Raw genomic sequence first — 19,769 nt, forward strand, 5'->3', positions numbered from 1 at the left:
TAATATAGTTATTAAATGTCCGACTCGAACTGTTTTACTTCATCAAATTTACTATTCCCCCTCACCAGTTTACCCAAGCGCGGCCTGCCGTTATTATAAACTTCAATAGCGTCGGCATCGGCATAGCGCAAAAACAAGATACGCCTGTCGCGGTCGGTAGAGTAGTTCCCGTCAGATTTATGCAGCATCCAGCAATTGAATATCAGCGCGTCGCCAGCTTTCATTTCCATTGGCACGGCCAGGTTATCATCAGCCTCCACTACAATTTCCGACTGGCTTTTCTTTTGTTCCTCGCTTTGCTGCACCCTTATCTGGCCTTGCTTATGGCTGCCTGGTATTAACCAAAGGCAGCCATTGCCCCGGTCGGTATCATCAAGCGCGGTAAGGGTGGTTAAAGCATTGTAAGGCTCTAATTCGCCATAACCGTTATCCTGGTGCCAACCAAAAGGTTTGGTATTTCCCTTCATTTTAAAAGTAAGCTGTGATGTAGCGCCTTTTACATTGGGGCCAATTAACTGGGTAGCAATATCTACCATTGGGCCATCAAAATAATAATCGCGTACGGTTGGCGCCTGGTGGTGTATATTTACCAGCAGCGAGTTTTGCAGCCAGCTTTTATTAGGGTCAAATGCTTCTTTTTCCTTTGCCCAAGCTGCCATACATTCTTTACGCATCTGCTCCAGCCCTTGGGGTTTTAATACGCCTTTAAGTACCAGGAAGCCTTCATCATTAAATTGTTTCAGTTCCTCAGCTGTTAACTTTTTATAGTTAAACATCTCTTCCTTTTTCATACTGCATTATATTTAATTATCAATTTCAATTAATATCCGGGGGTTTGTACCAGGTTGGGGTTTGCCGCCAATACAGTAGCCGATAGCGGCCAGAACAGCGGCGTTGTTTTGCCCACCAGATTTGGTACATAGGTATAAGCGTTTATGGTGCCGCCAAAATGGAAGCGTACAATATCATACCAGCGCTTGTTCTCATAAAACATTTCGCGCCCCCGCTCTTTAAATATTTCCAGTTCAACCGAAGCTTTATCAGTAGCGCCGGTATAATTGCCATTGCCTGCACGCACGCGTACCTTGTTAAGATAGGAAATGGCCTGGGTGGTATTGTTCAGTGCGGCATAAGCTTCGGCTTCCATCAAATAAACATCGGCCAGGCGCCACATAATAATATCGTTGTCGGATACCCGGTCGTCGGTGTATTTATTGCCGGGCAATTTGGTTACCCAGAAATTCTTTTGAACGGTACCCTGGCGCTCAATAATAAAGGTAAAGGGCACACGCTTATCGCTTGTTAAACCGCTGAACAACTGGCGGCTTTTCAAACTGATCTCATACCCGCTTTGCCCGTAGGTAGAAGTAAGGCAATAAGGGATACTATCCAGGTTGGCTGCCCCCTGCACAGTAGCAAGGAAAGGCAACGCATTGACACCATAGTTTGACCCGGTTTCATCGCGCTGGTAATAGGCCGCCATAATTACCTCGGCATTGGCGCGGGTAGTTGTTATAGCACCAAAGTTGGATAGCAAGCTTACGCCGGTTGTTTCAACAGCCTGCGCGGCAGCAATAGCATCGTTCAAAGCCGCGTCGCCGCCACCATTTACTTTAGCGCTCCACAATTTGGCTTCGGCCTTTAAAGCCTGGGCCGCGCCGTACGAGAAGCGGTATTTGTTTACATAGGTTTTCTCCGGAAACAGGCTGATGGCCAGATCGAGGTCGGTAAATATTTGTTTCAATACATCCGTAGCCTTGGCGCGTGGCAGCAATGGCACGTTGTCGTCCGTGATCGGGTCCAACATTAAGGGTGTATCGCCAATTACACGCACCAGGAAAAAATAAGTGTAAGCGCGCTGGCACAGGGTCTCGGCTTTCAGCCTGTTTTTAAGTGCAGCGTTCGAGAATGCGAACGGCTCTATTTGTGCTAACAATAAATTACAGGCGCCAATGGCTTTGTATTGCCCGTTATAGTTTAGCGTATTAACGGTTGGCGTTAATTGCTGCGCCCACACTGTAGACAGGCGCGAGTTCGGCCCCTGTATCAGTTCCTCGCTGCGTTCTTCGCCATAGGTAATTGAGTTGGCGAAAGCACGGATAGAAGTATAGGTGCCTATAACATACGGCTCAAAATCGCTTTCGTTTTTAAAATACACCTGCCCGGTTATTTGCGATTGCGGTGTAACATCTAATAACTTTTTGCAGGAAGTTAAACCTGTAAGCATTAAAGCCACCAGGCTTGCTGCTATAAATATCTTTTTCATTTTCATGATGCTATTAAAATTAAAACCTTAGTGTAGCGCCAAACGTGTAAATTTTAGGGCGTGGATAACCGCCCGGATCGAAGCCCACATAGGTTTCGGGGTTTTGGCCTTTGTAGGCAGTAGCATAACCCATGTTGGTAGCGCTTACAAACACGGTTAAGCCGGTTGCTTTAATTCTTGAGATGATTTTTTTAGGCAGATCATAACTTAAATAAAGTTCGCGGAAGGCAAGGAAATCGCCTTTAGTGATTAGGGAAGAAACGTCCGCCCCGTATGCGCTGCCTGTACCCACATCGCTTGCCGCCTGTCTTATAAAGTTCTTTTGGCCGATATCAGCATCACCAAACGAGAAACGGGCATATTTTTTACCTTCATCGCCTGGTTTTTGCCAGATATCGTTACCTAAAGCTTCAATAGGCGCGCCTTCGTTATAGGCACGGCCCTGGCCCAGCTCACGTCCCAGGTTGCCATTTCCGATTACATGACCTAAAGCAAAATCCATATTAAAGCGCATGGTAAAGTTTTTATAAGTGAAAGTATTTTGCATACCGCCGGTAACATCTGGTGTTTTATATCCCTGGAAAACCAGGTCTTTGCTATCTATCACACCATCATTGTTCACATCCTGAAACTGGTAATCGCCGGCCTTTTTACCTACCGCCAAACCAGCTGTGGTTGATATAAGGTCCTTATGTGTTGCATTCCAGGCAGCAGCTTCAGCATCGGTACTGAAAACTTTTACTACCTGCCATGCATAATAGCCATACGGGCGTTCGCCTTCGGCAAAGCCGCCTACTTCCATATCCTTGCCGGTAACCGGGTCGGCAATTACGCCGCCGCCCTGCCTGTTCTTCAAACGGCCGTTATAGGGTAATGAAATAATCTTTTGCGCATTGTATGCATAGGCAATATTGGTACGCCACTGGAAGTCTTTCATGCGTAACACTGTTGCGCCCAGTTCAATTTCCACCCCTTTATTTTGCAGGGTGCCGTTATTAAAGATAATTGACGAAAAAGGCGCCTCGGCAGGCAATGGTTTTGAATCAAGCCTGTCTTTGGTCAGTTTGTTATAAAAGTCGACGGTCAGGTTAATGCGGTCATTCAAAAAGCCGGCATCAATGGCTACATCGGTGGTTTGTGTGGTTTCCCATTTAAGGTTAGGGTTGGCCAGGTTAGCACGCTGTACCCCCGACAGCTGATCATACACCGTTGCTGAATAGCCACCATAAGTATCGGTATAACTCAGATCGCTTGAACCGGCCTGGCCCCAGCTGCCACGCAGTTTAAGCGTACTTACCGGGCTGTTCGGTTTCCAGAAACTCTCTTTATAAATATTCCATCCTACAGATGCCGAAGGGAATGTTGCATACCGGTTATTAGGTGCAAAGTTCGAAAAACCATCGCGCCTGATAGTTGCATTTACCAGGTATTTCGCTTTATAATCGTACCCGGCCTGCGCAAAAAAGCTGGCCGTTTTATTAAGACTTGAACTTGTGCCATAATTAGCGGCAATTATGTTGGTTACAGTAACACCGTTAACTGTAGTAAGTGGCGGCTCACTAATGGTAGTAATATAATCGTTAGTACCGCGCTGCGAACTTACATCTACATAATGACTGCTGTTTTGGGTGTAGTTAAACCCGGCAAGCACCATAAAGTGATGATCGACCTTGTAGGTATAATCGTACTGTAATATCTGATCTATCATTAACTGCCGCTGGGTATTTGTACTATCTACTTTTAGCCTTTGTGTAGGAAACTGGATAGCATCGGGGAAAGCCTTGCGGTTAAACTGGTTGCTATAATCGGTCATTACGTATGATACCGCCGGCCTGAAATGCAACCCTTTAGTAATATTCCAGTCCAGATCAACTTTTGATACTACCCTTTCTGTCGATATTTTGAAATTATCGTAAGCTAACGCGTGGAAACGGTTACGGGTGGTCATGTTTTCGCCGGTAGTTGGTGTGCCATCGTCTTTAAACAACCTTATTAGCGGGGTAATCCTGGTTGCCCTCACTATATCGTTGGTGTAACCATTAACATAATTAGGCATTATGTTTTGATAATTTACAGAGGTATTGATCTGTACATTGTTACTGGCTTTAAAGCTGAAATTGGTAAGCCCGGTGTAGCGTTTATACTTAGTCCCGGCAAAGGTGCCCGGCTCGTTAATATAATTGAACGATACATTATAGCTGGTGGTTTGGCTGCCACCATCTATACCTAAATTGTAATTCTGGGTGTTAACGGGGTTCCACAGCAGGTTTTGGTAATTGTTATCATAAAATAACAGGGTGTTGGCTGGGTTTACCGGGTCAGTCATGGTTTGGTAGCCGTGCGCCAGTAAGTTATCTACATAAGCCTGGCCTTCAACCGCTACAATGTTGCTTAAGAGCGCGGTGGTATAGGTTGATATGCCATACTGGCCTTTTTGGGTAAATATTTTATACCCGGCAGAAAAGGCCGCATTGGTAAGAAAATCGCTCTTATTCAGCTGATCGGATGTGTTTTGAATGGTGGTACGAGCTAAAGTAAGATACTGCGCGGCCGACATGTAGTTTTGTTTGCCGGTTGGCACCTCACGGTTGGTGCGGTAGTTAAAAGTGATGTTTGCTTTGCCAGAACCGAACTTGCCGCTTTTAGTTTTCACCACAATAACGCCGTTGGCGCCACGTGCACCGTAAATAGCGGTTGATGCCGCATCTTTCATTACCTGCAACGATTCGATATCGTCAGGATTCAGGTCGTTTAGCGTACGGAAAACGCCATCAATAACCACCAACGGGCTCGATCCATCCGAATTCAGATACGGGTTACCATTGGCGTTACCCGTGCCCTGTCCGTATACGTTGGTTTTTGAACCACCACGGATAATAACATTTACCGGCGCCGCCCCGGGCTGTCCATTTGATAACGGAATAGATACACCGGCAATTTTACCTTGTATAGCCGCTAACGGACTTGGGTTGGCCGTATTTACCAATTGCTTGGTATCTAGTTTAGAAACGGCTGCGGTGTTTTTATCGCGGGTTTGTTGCGAGTAGCCCACTACCACAACTTCTGTTAGCGCCTGACTGGTGGCAGCCATGGTAATATTTAATTGTGCCCGGCCTTTTAACGGCACTTCCTGCGCATCGAACCCTACGAACGAGAACACAAGGGTAACATCAGGCGATGGGGCTTTAATACTGTATTTACCATTTACATCGGTAGTTACACCAATGGTGGTGCCCTTTACACTTACACTTACACCGGGCAATGTTTCGTTCCTGGCGCCATCGGTTACTGTCCCCGATACTGCAAAAGTGTTTGACTGGCCATGCGCCTTGCATATAGCCAGGCAGCAGGTGAGGAGCATTAAATAAATAAATCTTCTTTTCATAACTGGTGCTTTAGTAGTGATGTACTACATATTATTAATTGGTAATTAGGTATAAATTTGGTTTAAAAAGAATGCATTGGTTATTAAGGTTGTATCAGCTGCTTTAAGCGTATAGTTTTAAAGGCAATGCCCTCATAGGGTTTTATTTTACCGGCCTCATACAGGCAAGCTACCTGCTTCTTATAAACCGCTATATCGCTATAGGCCGAGGGGCCCGGATATACCACCACACTATTGGTCCAGGTTTTCCCATCATCAAAACTGGCCCTTAGGGTTACGTTTGACCGGGTAGTTTTGCTGGCAGGGTTAATAAACAGCAAAACAGTTCTTTTTTTCGAGATGGCATAGTTAAGCAAGCTGCCCTGGCAAATTGGTTCAATAAGCGTAGTATCGGTTTGCACATCGCCCCAGGTTTCCCCGCCATCGGCGCTAACAGAGGTGAGACGGGTTTTATGCGCACGATCGCTGTTGCGCATATTCAGCATCAGGTTACCGCCACTAAGTTCGGCAACGGTTGTTTCGTTTGTTTTATCCTGTGGTGTGTTGTTACCTAATTTCCAGGTAGCGCCATGGTCGTCGGAGTAAATGATGTGGGCAAAGTTTTTTGCCGAGGCTGCTTCCACATGGTTTACCGGCACTACCAGGCGGCCTTTATATTTCCCTGCCGATATTTGTACACCGTGGCATGGGCCGGTGGCATACCAGGTCCAGCCGGGCAGTTTTACATCATTGGTAATTTCTTTCGGGGCCGACCATGTCTGGCCTTCATCGTCTGATGAAAGTACATATACATGGCGCCCTTTTTTACTTACCTGGCTGCGGATGTCCTTCTCATGGTCGGGACCCAGGTTCCAGGTGCTGATCAGCCATATTTTGCCGGTGCTATTATCTTGTATAGGTACCGGGTTGCCACAGGTGTTAGTGGAATCGCTCCATATTACCTGCATGGGGCCCCAGGTTTTACCACCATCGGCCGATCGGCGTAGTACCAGGTCAATATCCCCCGAATCGCCGCAATCTTTTTTTCGGCCTTCGGCAAATGCCAGCAGTACACCGCGCTTAGTTGTAATTATTGCGGGGATACGGAAACAGGCGTAGCCATTATCGCCGGGTTTATAAATATAGTTCAATACATCTTCAGCTGGTGCCTGAACGTTCGCCGCCCTGACCGTCATAGGTTTTAAGGCAAGCGTAAACACTACTAAAAAAATACACACACGCATTATTTTTCTGGCTGTTTTAGTATGAAGCATTATAGTATAATTGGATGATAACAAATGTATAAATAATTAATTATTATGTAGTACATAACTACTAATTATTTGTTAAAATTTTTTTTAGTATCCCGTCGGTTCTGTTTGGGTGCCTATTATCCACGGTAACCCAAATTTGTGAAACTCGATAGACATGTGCCACCTGGTTTTAATATCATCGTTTTCATTGTATTCTATCAGCGCGCCAATATTATTATCGTAAGTTTTTACCAGACTTGAATAGCCGCCCAGCTTACCCGTGCCATGGTTAGTAAACGATTTGAAAATTTGCCAGGAGCTGCCCTCATCATAAGTTATTTTAACCTGCATGGCCGTACGGATTGTTTTGCTTGCCGAATTAAGGAATATGATACGGTTTGGCTTCGGATCGTTGTAGCGCATAATAGAACCCTCGCATTTGGGGTCGGGCAAATGGGCATCAGATATCCAGGTTGGAAAATGATCGGACAAACTGCCATAAGCTACCCGCCGGGCCGAATCCTGCGTTGATGTTGCACGGTCGTTACGTATCAGCGTACCATCAAGCTTTTCAACTATCGTACTCTCGGTAGATTGGGCGGTGCCATTAGTAATAAGGCTGTATGTCCAGTTAGCGCCATGATCTGTACTGTAAATATTGCGGCCATAAGCAGGGATGATGAGATAGCCCGCATTTGTGCCATGTGCTTTGTATATCCCTACCCCCGGGCCAACGTAATCCTGTGCTATTGTTGACGGGGTAGTAGTTGCTGTAATATCCAGCGGCGCCGACCAGGTTGCACCTTCATCCTCGCTATGTACTACCATTACCCTGCGGTCGCCGGGTGCAAAAGGTTTATAATAAGTATTTCCATTAGCATCCAAATGGGTATAATGGGTTTGGTCGCTGTGCAGATAAACTATCCAAACAAAATTAGTTGTAGGGTCCACTACGGCCGTCGGATTGCCATCGGTATAATTTCCCGGGCCGGCAATCGCCTGTATTGGCTGCCAGGTAGCGCCGTTATCAAACGACCGTTTGCATACGATATTAATATTCCCGTAATCAAAATTGCTGCTGTCGCGGCCTTCGCAAATCGCTATCAATACATGATTGGTAACCGTGCGCACAATTGATGGTATACGGTAAGAATGATAACCTTCCGTGTTACCGGTAAATATTTTGGTGTAGGTATCGGTAGCTAAGCCTGCATCGGTTTGCAGTTTGCCATCGCTATTGCTCACAGCAGCATTATCAGAGCCAATAGCACTTGCTTTTTTACAGGAAATAATTGATACCGCGATAATTGAAAATAAAATCAGAAGGAAACAGAAAAACATAGGACTGATCCATTTGGCAGCATGTGGTTTCATTTTTTAATATTTATGGTTTATAATCAGACCGCAATTTGAGGGTTGCTTCAAACAAATATATAGTTATGTACTACATAATACCAAATTAATTTTATTATTTTTTGTTTAACCATTATTACCAAAATGAAAATATTTAAATTCTTAACAGTACTAACAGCTGTGCTGTTTATCAGTAGTTTATTAAAGGCGCAAACAATTATCCACTTGTATAAAAATGTGCCCAATTCAAAAAAAAACGCTGTAGTTGAACTTAACGACACTACTTCCAAAAGGGGCAAAGTGAGTAAGGTGGTCAACCCCACAATTACCGCTTATTTGCCCGACCCGGCAAAAGCCACTGGTACCGCTGTTGTTATTTGCCCGGGGGGCGGTTATTCATACTTAGTAGTGAACGATGAAGGCAGCAACGTAGCACGTGAATTGAACACCAAAGGTATTGCCGCGTTTGTTTTAAAATATCGCCTGCCCAGCGATGCCATTATGCAAAACAGGGAAATTGGCCCGCTGCAGGATGCACAACGGGCTATCCAAATTGTAAGGCAGCGTGCAGTCGAATGGCATATTGCCCCAAACAAAGTAGGTATCATGGGCTTTTCAGCCGGGGGGCATTTAGCTTCTACCTTATCTACTCATTATCAAAAAGCGGTAATTGATAATTCGGAAGGGATTAACCTGCGTCCAGATTTTTCATTGCTTATCTATCCGGTTATCACATTTCAGGACAGCATTTTGCATAAAGGTACCAAGAAAGCTTTAATAGGCGAAAATGCCAGCGCTGAAAAAATTAAAGAATACTCGAACGAATTGCAGGTAACCGCCGATACGCCACCGGCCTTTCTGGTGCAAAGCGCCGACGACAAAGTGGTGCCTGTAGCCAACAGTATTAACTACTTTACCGCATTGCACGCGCATGGTGTAAAGGCCGAAATGCACATTTATCAGGCTGGCGGCCATGGCTATGGAATGAACAATGCTACCACAAAAGACAAATGGATAGATCGCTTATATAATTGGCTGGCGGCTAACCAATTTTTATAATAAAAAAATATAACACTTATTATAAAACATTTATGCGACATTTTTGTGGTATACTTAATATTTGCAGATACCACTACCTATCAAAATGAGCATAACGCCAAAAAAGATCGTCATTTTTGATGACGATGAGGATATTCTTTCTATCTGTTCCTATATACTAACTCAACAAGGATGGGACGTGGTTACCTATACCGATTGTAATGACATTATAGAAAGGGTTACAACTGAAAAGCCAAATGTAATTTTAATGGATAACTGGATACCCGATGCCGGGGGTATTATTGCCACACAAACATTAAAAAACAACGATACCCTGAAGCATATCCCGGTTATTTACTTCTCGGCCAATAGCGATATACAATTACTGGCCAACCATGCGCATGCCGATACCTATTTAGCAAAACCATTTGATCTGGACGACCTGACAAGGGTGATTAACAAAGTATTGGTTGTGCCGGTATCATAATAGGTATACGATATATTATATAAACCTATACAACAAAGCCCCGATAAATTACCGGGGCTTTGTTGTTATGTATATTAATTATTTTATTGTGGGCCACCCATACCCGGGCCACCAAAGCCGCCACGGTCGCCATGCCCACCCCTGTCGCCACCACGGTCGCCACGAGGGCTTCCATCACCCCTAAATCCTTGATCCGGTGCTTTACCCGCAAATTTTTGCAGGCGGATATTAAGCGTTAACAGGAAGTAGCGCCCAAGTTTATTGGTGTTAGTTTCGGTAGTTGATGTTGCCGAGGTAATTAACTGGTACCCGGCTTGTTGGTTAAATAAGTCGTTACCGGCTAAACGTACTGTCGCCATATTGTTTTTCAGGAACCTGCGCTCCACATACAGGTTCAGGATATTGGGGTTAGTAATAGCGATAGTATAACCGTAGTTCAGGGTTTTGGTATAATCATAACCCAGGGTCCAGTTTTTCCAGAAATAGTTTTTACCGCTTAAGCCAATATTCCATGCCCTCACATCGGCGCTGGCACCTGTAAGGCTGTTTTTCACCGAGTTGTCGGTTTTATTAATAGCATACGAGGTTAAAAACTGAGCATCTATTACATCGGTGATATCAGTTCTAAAACGCAGGTTTGGAGTTAAAGTAGTGGTTTTGGCTACGTTTCTTTGCGTTGTTGAAGCATAAGTAACAGGTGCTATAGTGGTTATATAGCCAATGTTATTGGTATAATTAGCTGTACCACCAACCGATACGGTAAATTTACGATTGTCCCACGGTTTTGAATAGGTAAAGAAGCCACCTGTTGAAAAATACCCGTTTGCATTTAAATACTGCGAAAGTATGGTTCCCTGTAATTTAGGGTCGGGAGTGTAAATGGCGGGGTACATAACCGAATTGGTTACAATTTTATGATCGGTTTGTGTAAAGTTAAAATTAAGGAACAGTACGTCGCCGGTAGCAAAACTAAATTTGTTATAGCGGATAGTGGTGTTGTTTGTAAACTCTGGCCTTAAGTCGGGATTACCCTGTACCGGGTATAAGGCGTTTGAGAAATCGGTAACCGGCTGCAATTGGTTAAATGTAGGCTGGTTACTGTTGCCGCTATAATTAGCGCTGAATGATTGGCTTCTTGAAAAAGTATAGATATACCTGGCAGTAGGTACAAAATTAAACGTACTTACATGTGTTGTTGCACCGGTACTGGGCGAAAAACCATCTAAAACAGCCGGTTGTATGCCTAAGCCCAGGGTATAGTTATACATTTTTTCTACTACACGGAAGTTTAGGCCCACACGGTTAGTAGTAAAGTTATAGTTGTAATCGTTACTTAGCCGTGAATACCGATTGTAAACAGGTGGCGATGATGGTATACTACCATTATATACCAGGGTATCTGTTTCCTTATCGCTTGTAGTATGCGAACGGCTATAATTATAGTTAAGTTCAAGGAAAGATACTTTTGATAAAGGCTCCAGGTATGACAAATTTGCATTTATGCTATTAACCCTGCTACCGGTGCTGATAAGCTGGTTAAGCGGCGCGGTGGGTGTACCGGCCAGATATTTGTATATCGGATTTTGATCCTGATCGTTATGGGTTGAATTACCGGTAATAAACGCGCTAAAGTTACGGCCATGCCCATTGAAACGGTGGTTATATAAAACATTAACACCATAGTTAGGCGATGTTGAATTGCTTATGGCTGTAGAAGTATAGTGCTTGTTGCTTGCGGGACTGGCTGAATAGGTTTGCTGCTGCTCATCGCTATAGTTTGTTTTAGTGTTCGAATAAGAAAATGTCGGTGTAAACTTCAGATAGTTAATAGTATCGGGTTTGTACTCCATATTCCAGGTAAAACGATGGTTGGTGATATGGTCCTTTTCGTTACTGGATGAATTATTGGTTGACGAGTTTGATGATGAAGTAGTGGGTGTTTGCTTCGACGTACTGAATGTATTGGTTGTATTATCGGCAAAACTATAACTGCCATATACAGATAAGGCCTTGCCCCACTGGTCGCGGTAGTTTAAACCTGCTGTATGTACATCGGTTATGCCGTTTGGTATATTAGTGGTGCTGCCACCGCCACGGGCTGCGTTGCCACGACCGCCGCCGCCACCGCCGCCAAAACCACCGCCGCCACCACCAAAGCCGCCGCCACCGCCGCCAAAGTTGAAAGTATTGGCATTAACATTATTAAAATTAGCCAACAGGTATAATTGCTGGTCGCCTTTAAATTTAAATGAATTTACAAGATCTTCGTAACGGGTATCATTAGTTTGCGGTTTAGGCAAGGCATCGCGGCCACCGCCGCCAGTAATATTGGCCGAATAACCATAGTTTTTATCCTTACGGATAGTGATGTTCATGATCTGGTTCGGATCGCCGGTTTTAACCCCTGTCAGATTGGCCTGGTCGCCGTAGTCATCAATCATTTGGATATTTTCAACCACATCGGCCGGCAGGTTTTTGGTGATACTTTGTACGTCGCCGCCAAACACATCCTTCCCGTTTATCCGTATTTTAGTTACCTGTTTACCTTTGGTTGTAATGTTACCATCTTTGTCTACATCTACACCCGGCAGCTTTTTTACCAGATCTTCAACCGGCGCGTTTTCACGCACTTTATAGGCGGCTGCGCTGTATTGTGTAGTATCTTCTTTCAGGGTAACCGGGTTTATGCCCACAATTGTTACCCCGTTCAGCATTTTTGAGGATGCTTTTAAAATAACTGTTCCCAAATTAAGTGGTTTACCGTCGGCAGCAAAAGTAAAGTGTTTAATAATCCCTTCGTAACCAATTGAAGTAATAGTAATGGTCACCTTAGTGCCCTTTACTTCCGAAAAAAAGAATTTGCCGTCTAAGCCAGTTACACGGATGGTGCTATCGCCCGCATCATTTTTAACCTTAACACTGGCGCCAATTACGGTTTGCTTAGTGGTATCTATAATGGTACCACTAATACTGTGCGTGGTTTGTGCCCGCGCGAAACCACCCAGTAGTAAAAAGAACGAAAAAATAAGCGTTATACGTTTCATAAAGTCAATTAATGAATCTGATTGATGCAGCGCAACCAGGGTATACCTAATAATACTACAGCAACAGATTGCAAAAGTTCAATTTCTTTCTATCAAATATTTAATATTCATAGCATTGTTACATATTATCATAAAAAAAGCCGGAAATACCGGCTTTGTAATAAAAATAATATACACATTAGTTAATGATATGTAGTGTTGATGCCACCTGGGTATAATTTTTAATATCCAGTCCGGGGTAGCCCGCCTGCAAGCCGGTAAGCGACGTACCGGCAATAACTATCACCCTAAAATCAAGCCCGCCCGAGGAAAAATTAGCCCTGATATCAATAAAGCCTACACCATAATCTGTTAGTTTTATTGTACGGTCGTCTTCGGCATAAGGTAAAGCATACCATATGGTTGAGCCTGTTGTTCTAAAATAAACCAATACCACGCCTTTATCAACAATATCCTGTGTAATAGCGGGTATTAAAAACCGGGTATTCCCCACCAAACTAACACTTCTATTTGTGAGCAGGAAACTTTGCACGGTGGTACCATCAGCACCCGGCGCACCTGGTGCTCCGGTAGCGCCCGTAGCGCCAGAGGCACCAGTGGCGCCTGTATTGCCGTTTGCGCCCTGTGGCCCGCCCGGCCCTGTGGCGCCTGTAGCCCCCGGGGTACCAGTGGCGCCTGTATCTCCCTTATCGCCCTGCGGCCCTTTTTTACACGAGTATATACTGATAGTGCATATCATGCCTATCAATAAAACATAGCGTAGCAATTTTGTCATAGTGCAAATATCAATGTTAATTACTTTACCCGCAAGGGAGGAATTTCCTCATTATCAGCAGGTAGGTTAAATCCGCGCATAATTATTAACATTATTTATTGACGATTGTTTATAACTGGATTTTTATTATTCTAAACAATAGGTAAAAATTTTCGTTAAGATTATAAAATATTACCCATGAGAAACATTCGCGCATCACTCCATTCAAAAATCCATAACTGGATAGATAGCTTTGGTTTCAGGCTGAATGCCTCGCAAGTTGACCGGAAAAGTAATGTAACCACCAACCATTACTTTTTTGAAACCTTTAATTTTTTTGAAAAACAGCGGAAGGACCATCCAGAAAAATCGCAATTTTTATGTTTCGACCCTTATGGTGAAAAGATGAAAGTAAAATCGCTGCTCGATCTCCAAACAGCGTTTTTCGACAATATCAGCCAGCTGAAATAAACGGCTTTGTTATATCCTTTTTTTTAGTGTCATCACAATATTGATGAAGCTTTTGCCGCGTGCAACCTCCAGCAATAGATTACGCCCGTTCCTTGAGCGGAATAAAGCGTCGATTTGCTCAAGGCTCATTTTGTCGATACCCTTAAAGTTAATAGAAAGTATTTCATCGTCTTTTTGCAGCCCAATGTTATCCGCTGCCGAACCAGGTTCAATGCGGCCTACAATTAAGTGGCTGTAATCGTCGCCGTCAAAAAAATATTCCATCCCTGTCATATCATGTTCAAACGGGTCATTATACCCTGCGCTTTTTTTAAGATACAAGGCCCCGCCCGTATAATCAATGATCATGATAAACCGCTTAAGCGCACCTATCCCAATGCTGCCATCGCGCGGGACAATATCCACCTGTTTTTTAAGATATTCCACATCAGGAAAGGACGTGATAACATCCTTCAATTTATAACTACCTAAATCTATTTCGCTAACCCGGCTAATATAACCTGTTACCGGCCCGGTTAAACCTACACCTAAATTAGCCGCTATAAAGTTTTGGGGCAGGCCTTCGTTTTTCAATAAATTCTCTAACGATGCCGGATGGCCCGCCCCCAGATCAATAAGCAACTTTGCTTTCATGGTTTTACCATCCTGCAGCTTAACTTGTGTATTGATATAGGGTTTCTGATCTTCAATACTAAGCGGTATGCGTGTACCCTTACGTAATAAACGGATGTATTGTGGCCTGGAAACGGTTAACGTGCTATCGTAAAAATTAAATCTTACGGCCAGGTTATTAAAAAACTCGTACCCCAGCAGGCCATGTATGTGCATCCCGGCATAATTAGAAAGGCCAAAATGGTCTTTCTTTAAAATGGCCGCCGACACCCCGAAACTGCTGATATTAGGCATTTCGATATTTAAGACAGGGGTAACAAAGGCTTCGTAATTTTCGCCATTCACGCCATATATTTTTATGGTCCGTTTTGACGTGATATTAATAGAATCGACCAGTTTGGGTTCGGTGATCAGCATCAGGCCCACACCCGTATCTAAAATAAAATTAAACGGGCCCCTTCCGTTAATTTTAAGTTCAACAATTACCATGTTGCGCACAATACGGAATGGTAATGTAGTGCGCTTTTTGGTGCCGATCAGATCAAACGATTGAGCGTTGGCGAAAAAAGGCGAAACAAAAAGCGCTAAAATAAGCAGCCAGAGGCCACCATAGCGAATATTTGGTGTAAATCCATTACTTTGCAACGCAGCTTATAATTAGTTAATTAAATTTAGGTATAATAAAAGCAATAAAATACAATAACAACATGCGAATTTCACCTTCCTTTATCATCCTCATCCTTGCCGCCTTATTTTTTCAATCGTGCAAAGTGCAATCGATCCAACCACGCAAGATCAAAAAACTGTTTAACGAATCGAAAATTGTGAACGACCATTTTACTGGTTTTGCACTTTATGATCTGGATAAACAGCAAATGATATATGAACTGAACGACGATAAATATTATACACCCGCATCAAACACCAAGCTGTTTACATTTTATACCTGCCTGCGCATGCTGGGCGATTCGATACCCGCCCTGCAGTACATTACCCGCGGCGATTCGCTGATATTTTGGGGCACGGGCGATCCATCGTTTTTACACAGCGACCTGAAAGGCACCAAAGGGCTCGAATTTTTAAAGAATAGTAATAAAAACCTCTATTTTTCATCGGGCAGGTATACCGGCGGCTTTTGGGGAAGCGGCTGGCCATGGAACGATTATAACGATTATTACCAGGCCGATATAACCGAGCTACCGATGCAGGACAACGTAACCCTGATAACTACCGGGGCCGATGGCAAGCCAAAAATGAAACCTGTTTTTTTAGCTTACGGCTTGCAGCGCGACAATAGCTACCATCCGCGTTCGTTCAACATACAGCGAAATTTTGCCGATAATACTTTTGTTTATCCCGATATGCCAATGCCTAAAAACTTTAAGCAGGAGATACCGTGGAAAACATCGCCGGCATTAACCTTGGCCATGTTACAGGATACTTTGAAAAAACCGGTTACTGAAATACACATGCCCATACCCCGTGATGCGAAAACCATTTACAATGCCAACGCCGATTCGGTTTATCGCCGCATGCTGCAACCCAGTGATAACTTTATTGCCGAACAATTACTGCTGGTATGCTCGTCGGTTAAGTTTGGGGTGCTGAATAAAGATTCGGTTATTAATTACTCGGTAAAAAACTACCTGAACGACTTGCCGGATGTGCCCCAATGGGCAGATGGTTCGGGCCTGTCGCGTTTTGACCTGTTTACCCCGCGCAGTATTGTGAAGCTACTGGTAAAAATACAGGAACAAATAAAAGATGAGCGGTTTTTGCACAGCCTGATGCCCATAGGCGGTGTTGCAGGAACCATCCGCAATGCCTATAAAACCGATAACGGCGTGCCATTTGTTTGGGCAAAAACCGGCACGCTGGCCAATAACCATAACCAAAGTGGGTACCTGGTTACACGCAAAGGCAAGCGCCTGGCGTTTAGCTTTATGAATAATAACTTTACTCGCCCTACCGGCGACATACGGGGCGAAATGGTGCGGATAATGACCTATATACACGAAAACTATTAAACTACTAACAGCACTTAATAATTCAATGATAAACCTATGGCATACGACGAAAAAATGGCCGATCGCGTACGGGAATTAATTGCCGCGCGCACTACCAATGTGATAGAAAAAAGAATGTTTGGCGGTTTATGTTTTATGGTTGACGATAAAATATGCGTAGCCGTAAAAAGCGATAAAATGCTGGCCCGCCTGGCACCCGATGTTTATGAAGATGCGTTAGAACAACCCGGGGTTACCATGATGGTTAAAAAATCGGGGCCGGTAATGAAAGGATACATTTATATTGATTATGACCAATTGGGTACCCAAAAGCAATTAGCCCATTGGGTAAACCTAGCGCTTGATTTTAACCCACTGGCCAAATCGAGCAAAAAATAGCGGGTGTTTACCGATAAAGATTTTCGTGTTGTTAAGGCTTAAATAAAACAATCTATTACGCCGAAGGTATATCATTTACTATGCCCGAAGGCCCATCCATAAAAATCCTGCGAGAAACGCTAATGCCTTTTATTGGCGCCAAGATCATCGATGCCGATGGTTATGCCAAAGGTTTTGATCCGCATGTGCTGAAAAACCAAACCATCAGCGATATAAAAAGCTGGGGCAAACATTTGCTCATCTGCTTTCATGATTTTGCTGTCCGCATCCATATGGGGCTATTCGGCAGTTACCGGATCAACGACCGGGGCAAGCGCAACGCATCGTTGCATATGCAATTTGAGAACGGCGAAATAAATTTTTACATCAGCAATGTGAAGCTGATAACGGAACCGCTGGACAAGGTTTATGATTGGTCGGCCGATTTATTGAGCCCTGAATTTGATGCACGAAAAACCCGGGAGCGATTGATGGCAAAACCGAAGATGCTGATATGCGATGCATTGCTGAACCAGGATATTTTTGCAGGCTCGGGCAATATTGTGAAGAATGAAGTATTATTCCGCGTTAAAGTACACCCTTTAAATGCAATTGAAGATATCCCTACCCGCAAATTGAACGAACTGATAAAAGAAACCGTTAACTTTTGTAATGATTTTTACGAATGGCGAAAGAAAGGGGTACTTAGAAAACACCTGTTGGCGCACGAAAAGGCTATCTGTCCCCGCAATCATATCCCATTTCAAAAAGCCGATTTGGGTAAAACAAAAAGGCACACGTACTTTTGTAACGTGTGCCAGGTATTGTATAAGTGATACAGAATTATTACGCTGTCCAGGTGTTATCCTTTTCATTGGCATCCATAAACACACCGCCATTAAGCGTAATGCTTTTTACATCTTTAGCCGCTTTAACTTTTACGGTAATTTCTTTTTGATTTTTTTCCCATACAGCTGGGGTTAGATGGGTAGTTTCCATGGTGCCATCAGCATAAGTTACAATTACATCAAACGGATGGGCAAAACCACCAACGTTTTTGATAGATAAGGTATAGCCATTGCCGCTTTTCTCTGCTTTCTCTAAATTCAAATCCACATATGATGGGGTATAGAACCAATTGTAAAAGAACCAATCAAGGTTTTTGCCCGATCCGGCTTTCATAGAGTTAAAGTAGTCCCATGGGATAGGGTGCTTGCCGTTCCAGTTGTCCATGTAAGTGTGCAGGGCTTTTTTAAACAGATCGTCGCCAAGCAAATCCTTCAAAGCCAGATAGCTTAATGATGGTTTATTGTAAAAGTTATTACCCTGGCCAGTGGTTACTTCGGTAGCCGGTGTAATAACGGGTACTTCTTTAGTATGATCAAACCTTGTTGCCCAGTTTACTATTCTGAATTTTTTATAAAAATCTTCAGCAGTTTTTTGGTCATGTTCGCTAATGCCTATCAAATATTCAAGCGTAGTAGCCCACCCTTCGTCCATAAAAGGGTAACGGCTTTCGTTAATACCCATGTAGAACGGGAAATAGGTATGCGCCTGTTCGTGGTCCTGCACCAGTTCGGCAAATACAAGGTCGGTTTCATGACTGTCGTTCACCATCATTGGGTATTCCATATCGGCAAAACCTTGTACTGCCGTACTTTTTGAAAAAGGATAAGGTACGCCCGGCCAGTTGCGCGAGAACCAGCCTAAAGCATAACGGCTAAATTGTACCGAGTGATGGAAATCCTGTGAAGCATCCGGAAAAGCGGCCTGCACACTTGCGCGGCGACCGGTCTTATCATCAACCAGTACGCTGGCGGCATCCCATACATAATGGTTACTGACAGCAACGGCTACATCGCTGATGTTACGGCTGGTCCAGGTCCAGGTATTGGTGGCGTTTTGCGTGGTTACATTTTTAGCGGCCAGGTCCTGCGCGGTGGCCACATGGATGGTTGAATCGCTGGTGAAAGATGCCTGTAGCTTTTTAGCGAACGCAGGCTGTAATACCTGGTTGGGGTTACGCAGATCGCCGGTAGCCCAAACTATGTAGTTTTTAGGAACCGTAACATTAAGGGTATAATCGTTAAAATCGTTATAAAACTCCAGCCCACCGGTGTGTGGCTGCGTATCCCAGCCTTTATAATCATCATAAACCGATACGCGGGGATAAAAGTAAGCCAGGTAAAAAGTAGTAGAATCAATATACCCATCGCGGCCGCGGCCATTAGCCAGATCGTAGTGCCAGTTAATATTCAGCTTTACCGAGTCGTGGGGTGCTAAAGGTTTAGCCAGATCAAGCATATAATTGGTGGTGATAGCAGCGCTATTATCCCAATTAAGTTTAGTGCCATTTGCTTCTATTTTATCAACAGTAATACCCAGTGCCGGATTAGCCGCAACACCACCACGGCCAGGTGCACGATGAACGTTAACGATCAGCTTCATGTTCAGGCTTTTCAACTCATCGGGACTGTTGTTAAAATAAGTGATCTGCTCGGTACCGGTAACAGTCTTGTTGGGAGGCGTCATACTTACCGAAATATTGTACCGGCCATGATTTTGCCAATATTTTTTACCGGGTTTGCCGCTAAGGGTGCGGGTGCCTTTATCATAGGCACCCTGTACATCGGCAGGAATAGTTAGGGTTTGCGCATTAGCCTGCAACAAGGCAAAACACAATAACGCTGAAGCAAAGATCGATCTTAACATAAAAGCTTTTGTTTTTTAAGCTAATATAGGA

15 protein-coding genes are annotated in these 19,769 nt (G+C 43.9%); 6 read left to right on the top strand and 9 right to left on the bottom strand.

Annotated features, from left to right (window positions below; translation table 11 throughout):
* Positions 1–11: 11 nt before the first annotated feature.
* The 5 genes from IRJ18_RS18695 to IRJ18_RS18715 all read right to left on the bottom strand — a co-directional run bounded on the left by IRJ18_RS18695 (position 12) and on the right by IRJ18_RS18715 (position 8,257).
* Entirely contained in the window at positions 12–791 is a 780-nt protein-coding gene (locus IRJ18_RS18695; RefSeq protein ID WP_194107807.1) for a phytanoyl-CoA dioxygenase family protein, read from the bottom strand.
* A 29-nt stretch (positions 792–820) separates the two neighbouring features.
* Complete coding sequence (locus IRJ18_RS18700; protein WP_194107808.1) at positions 821–2,266, bottom strand: RagB/SusD family nutrient uptake outer membrane protein; 1,446 nt, start codon at positions 2,264–2,266, stop codon at positions 821–823.
* Positions 2,267–2,285: 19 nt separating this feature from the next.
* Positions 2,286–5,651 (bottom strand): SusC/RagA family TonB-linked outer membrane protein, encoded by a 3,366-nt coding sequence (locus tag IRJ18_RS18705; protein ID WP_194107809.1) that lies wholly within the window; start codon positions 5,649–5,651, stop codon positions 2,286–2,288.
* Positions 5,652–5,734: 83 nt separating this feature from the next.
* Positions 5,735–6,904, bottom strand: coding sequence for a sialidase family protein (locus IRJ18_RS18710; RefSeq protein ID WP_194107810.1), 1,170 nt, complete (start codon positions 6,902–6,904; stop codon positions 5,735–5,737).
* A gap of 84 nt (positions 6,905–6,988) precedes the next feature.
* Positions 6,989–8,257, bottom strand: coding sequence for a sialidase family protein (locus IRJ18_RS18715; protein WP_194107811.1), 1,269 nt, complete (start codon positions 8,255–8,257; stop codon positions 6,989–6,991).
* 123 nt (positions 8,258–8,380) lie between these two features.
* Here IRJ18_RS18715 and IRJ18_RS18720 point away from each other — a divergent pair, with 123 nt between their 5' ends.
* Positions 8,381–9,295: an alpha/beta hydrolase gene (locus IRJ18_RS18720; protein WP_194107812.1), complete on the top strand. Its 915-nt coding sequence runs from the start codon at positions 8,381–8,383 to the stop codon at positions 9,293–9,295.
* 85 nt (positions 9,296–9,380) lie between these two features.
* Positions 9,381–9,761, top strand: a complete 381-nt coding sequence (locus IRJ18_RS18725) for a response regulator (RefSeq protein WP_194107813.1) — start codon at positions 9,381–9,383, stop codon at positions 9,759–9,761.
* Between the two features lie 83 nt (positions 9,762–9,844).
* Here IRJ18_RS18725 and IRJ18_RS18730 read toward each other — a convergent pair whose 3' ends face one another.
* The gene (locus IRJ18_RS18730; RefSeq protein ID WP_194107814.1) at positions 9,845–12,805 is read right to left on the bottom strand and encodes an outer membrane beta-barrel protein; all 2,961 of its coding nucleotides are present in this window, start codon (positions 12,803–12,805) and stop codon (positions 9,845–9,847) included.
* A 178-nt stretch (positions 12,806–12,983) separates the two neighbouring features.
* The gene (locus IRJ18_RS21170) at positions 12,984–13,580 is read right to left on the bottom strand and encodes a collagen-like triple helix repeat-containing protein (RefSeq protein WP_194107815.1); all 597 of its coding nucleotides are present in this window, start codon (positions 13,578–13,580) and stop codon (positions 12,984–12,986) included.
* Positions 13,581–13,757: 177 nt separating this feature from the next.
* On the opposite strand from IRJ18_RS21170, the gene IRJ18_RS18740 reads away from it, so the two are divergent.
* Positions 13,758–14,030: a hypothetical protein gene (locus tag IRJ18_RS18740; RefSeq protein WP_194107816.1), complete on the top strand. Its 273-nt coding sequence runs from the start codon at positions 13,758–13,760 to the stop codon at positions 14,028–14,030.
* Between the two features lie 9 nt (positions 14,031–14,039).
* Here the strand turns inward: IRJ18_RS18740 and IRJ18_RS18745 are convergent, their stop codons facing one another.
* Positions 14,040–15,287 (bottom strand): aspartyl protease family protein, encoded by a 1,248-nt coding sequence (locus IRJ18_RS18745; protein WP_194107817.1) that lies wholly within the window; start codon positions 15,285–15,287, stop codon positions 14,040–14,042.
* Positions 15,288–15,349: 62 nt separating this feature from the next.
* On the opposite strand from IRJ18_RS18745, the gene IRJ18_RS18750 reads away from it, so the two are divergent.
* The 3 genes from IRJ18_RS18750 to IRJ18_RS18760 all read left to right on the top strand — a co-directional run bounded on the left by IRJ18_RS18750 (position 15,350) and on the right by IRJ18_RS18760 (position 17,862).
* Complete coding sequence (locus IRJ18_RS18750; protein WP_194107818.1) at positions 15,350–16,669, top strand: D-alanyl-D-alanine carboxypeptidase/D-alanyl-D-alanine-endopeptidase; 1,320 nt, start codon at positions 15,350–15,352, stop codon at positions 16,667–16,669.
* 36 nt (positions 16,670–16,705) lie between these two features.
* On the top strand, positions 16,706–17,047 hold the full coding sequence (locus IRJ18_RS18755) for a TfoX/Sxy family protein (RefSeq protein ID WP_194107819.1): 342 nt from the start codon (positions 16,706–16,708) through the stop codon (positions 17,045–17,047).
* 80 nt (positions 17,048–17,127) lie between these two features.
* A complete protein-coding gene (locus IRJ18_RS18760; RefSeq protein WP_194107820.1) occupies positions 17,128–17,862 on the top strand; it encodes a DNA-formamidopyrimidine glycosylase family protein in 735 nt (244 codons plus the stop codon).
* A 10-nt stretch (positions 17,863–17,872) separates the two neighbouring features.
* Here IRJ18_RS18760 and IRJ18_RS18765 read toward each other — a convergent pair whose 3' ends face one another.
* Positions 17,873–19,738: a M1 family metallopeptidase gene (locus tag IRJ18_RS18765; RefSeq protein WP_194107821.1), complete on the bottom strand. Its 1,866-nt coding sequence runs from the start codon at positions 19,736–19,738 to the stop codon at positions 17,873–17,875.
* Positions 19,739–19,769: the final 31 nt, after the last annotated feature.

The organism is Mucilaginibacter boryungensis, from assembly GCF_015221995.1.
Taxonomy (GTDB): domain Bacteria; phylum Bacteroidota; class Bacteroidia; order Sphingobacteriales; family Sphingobacteriaceae; genus Mucilaginibacter; species Mucilaginibacter boryungensis.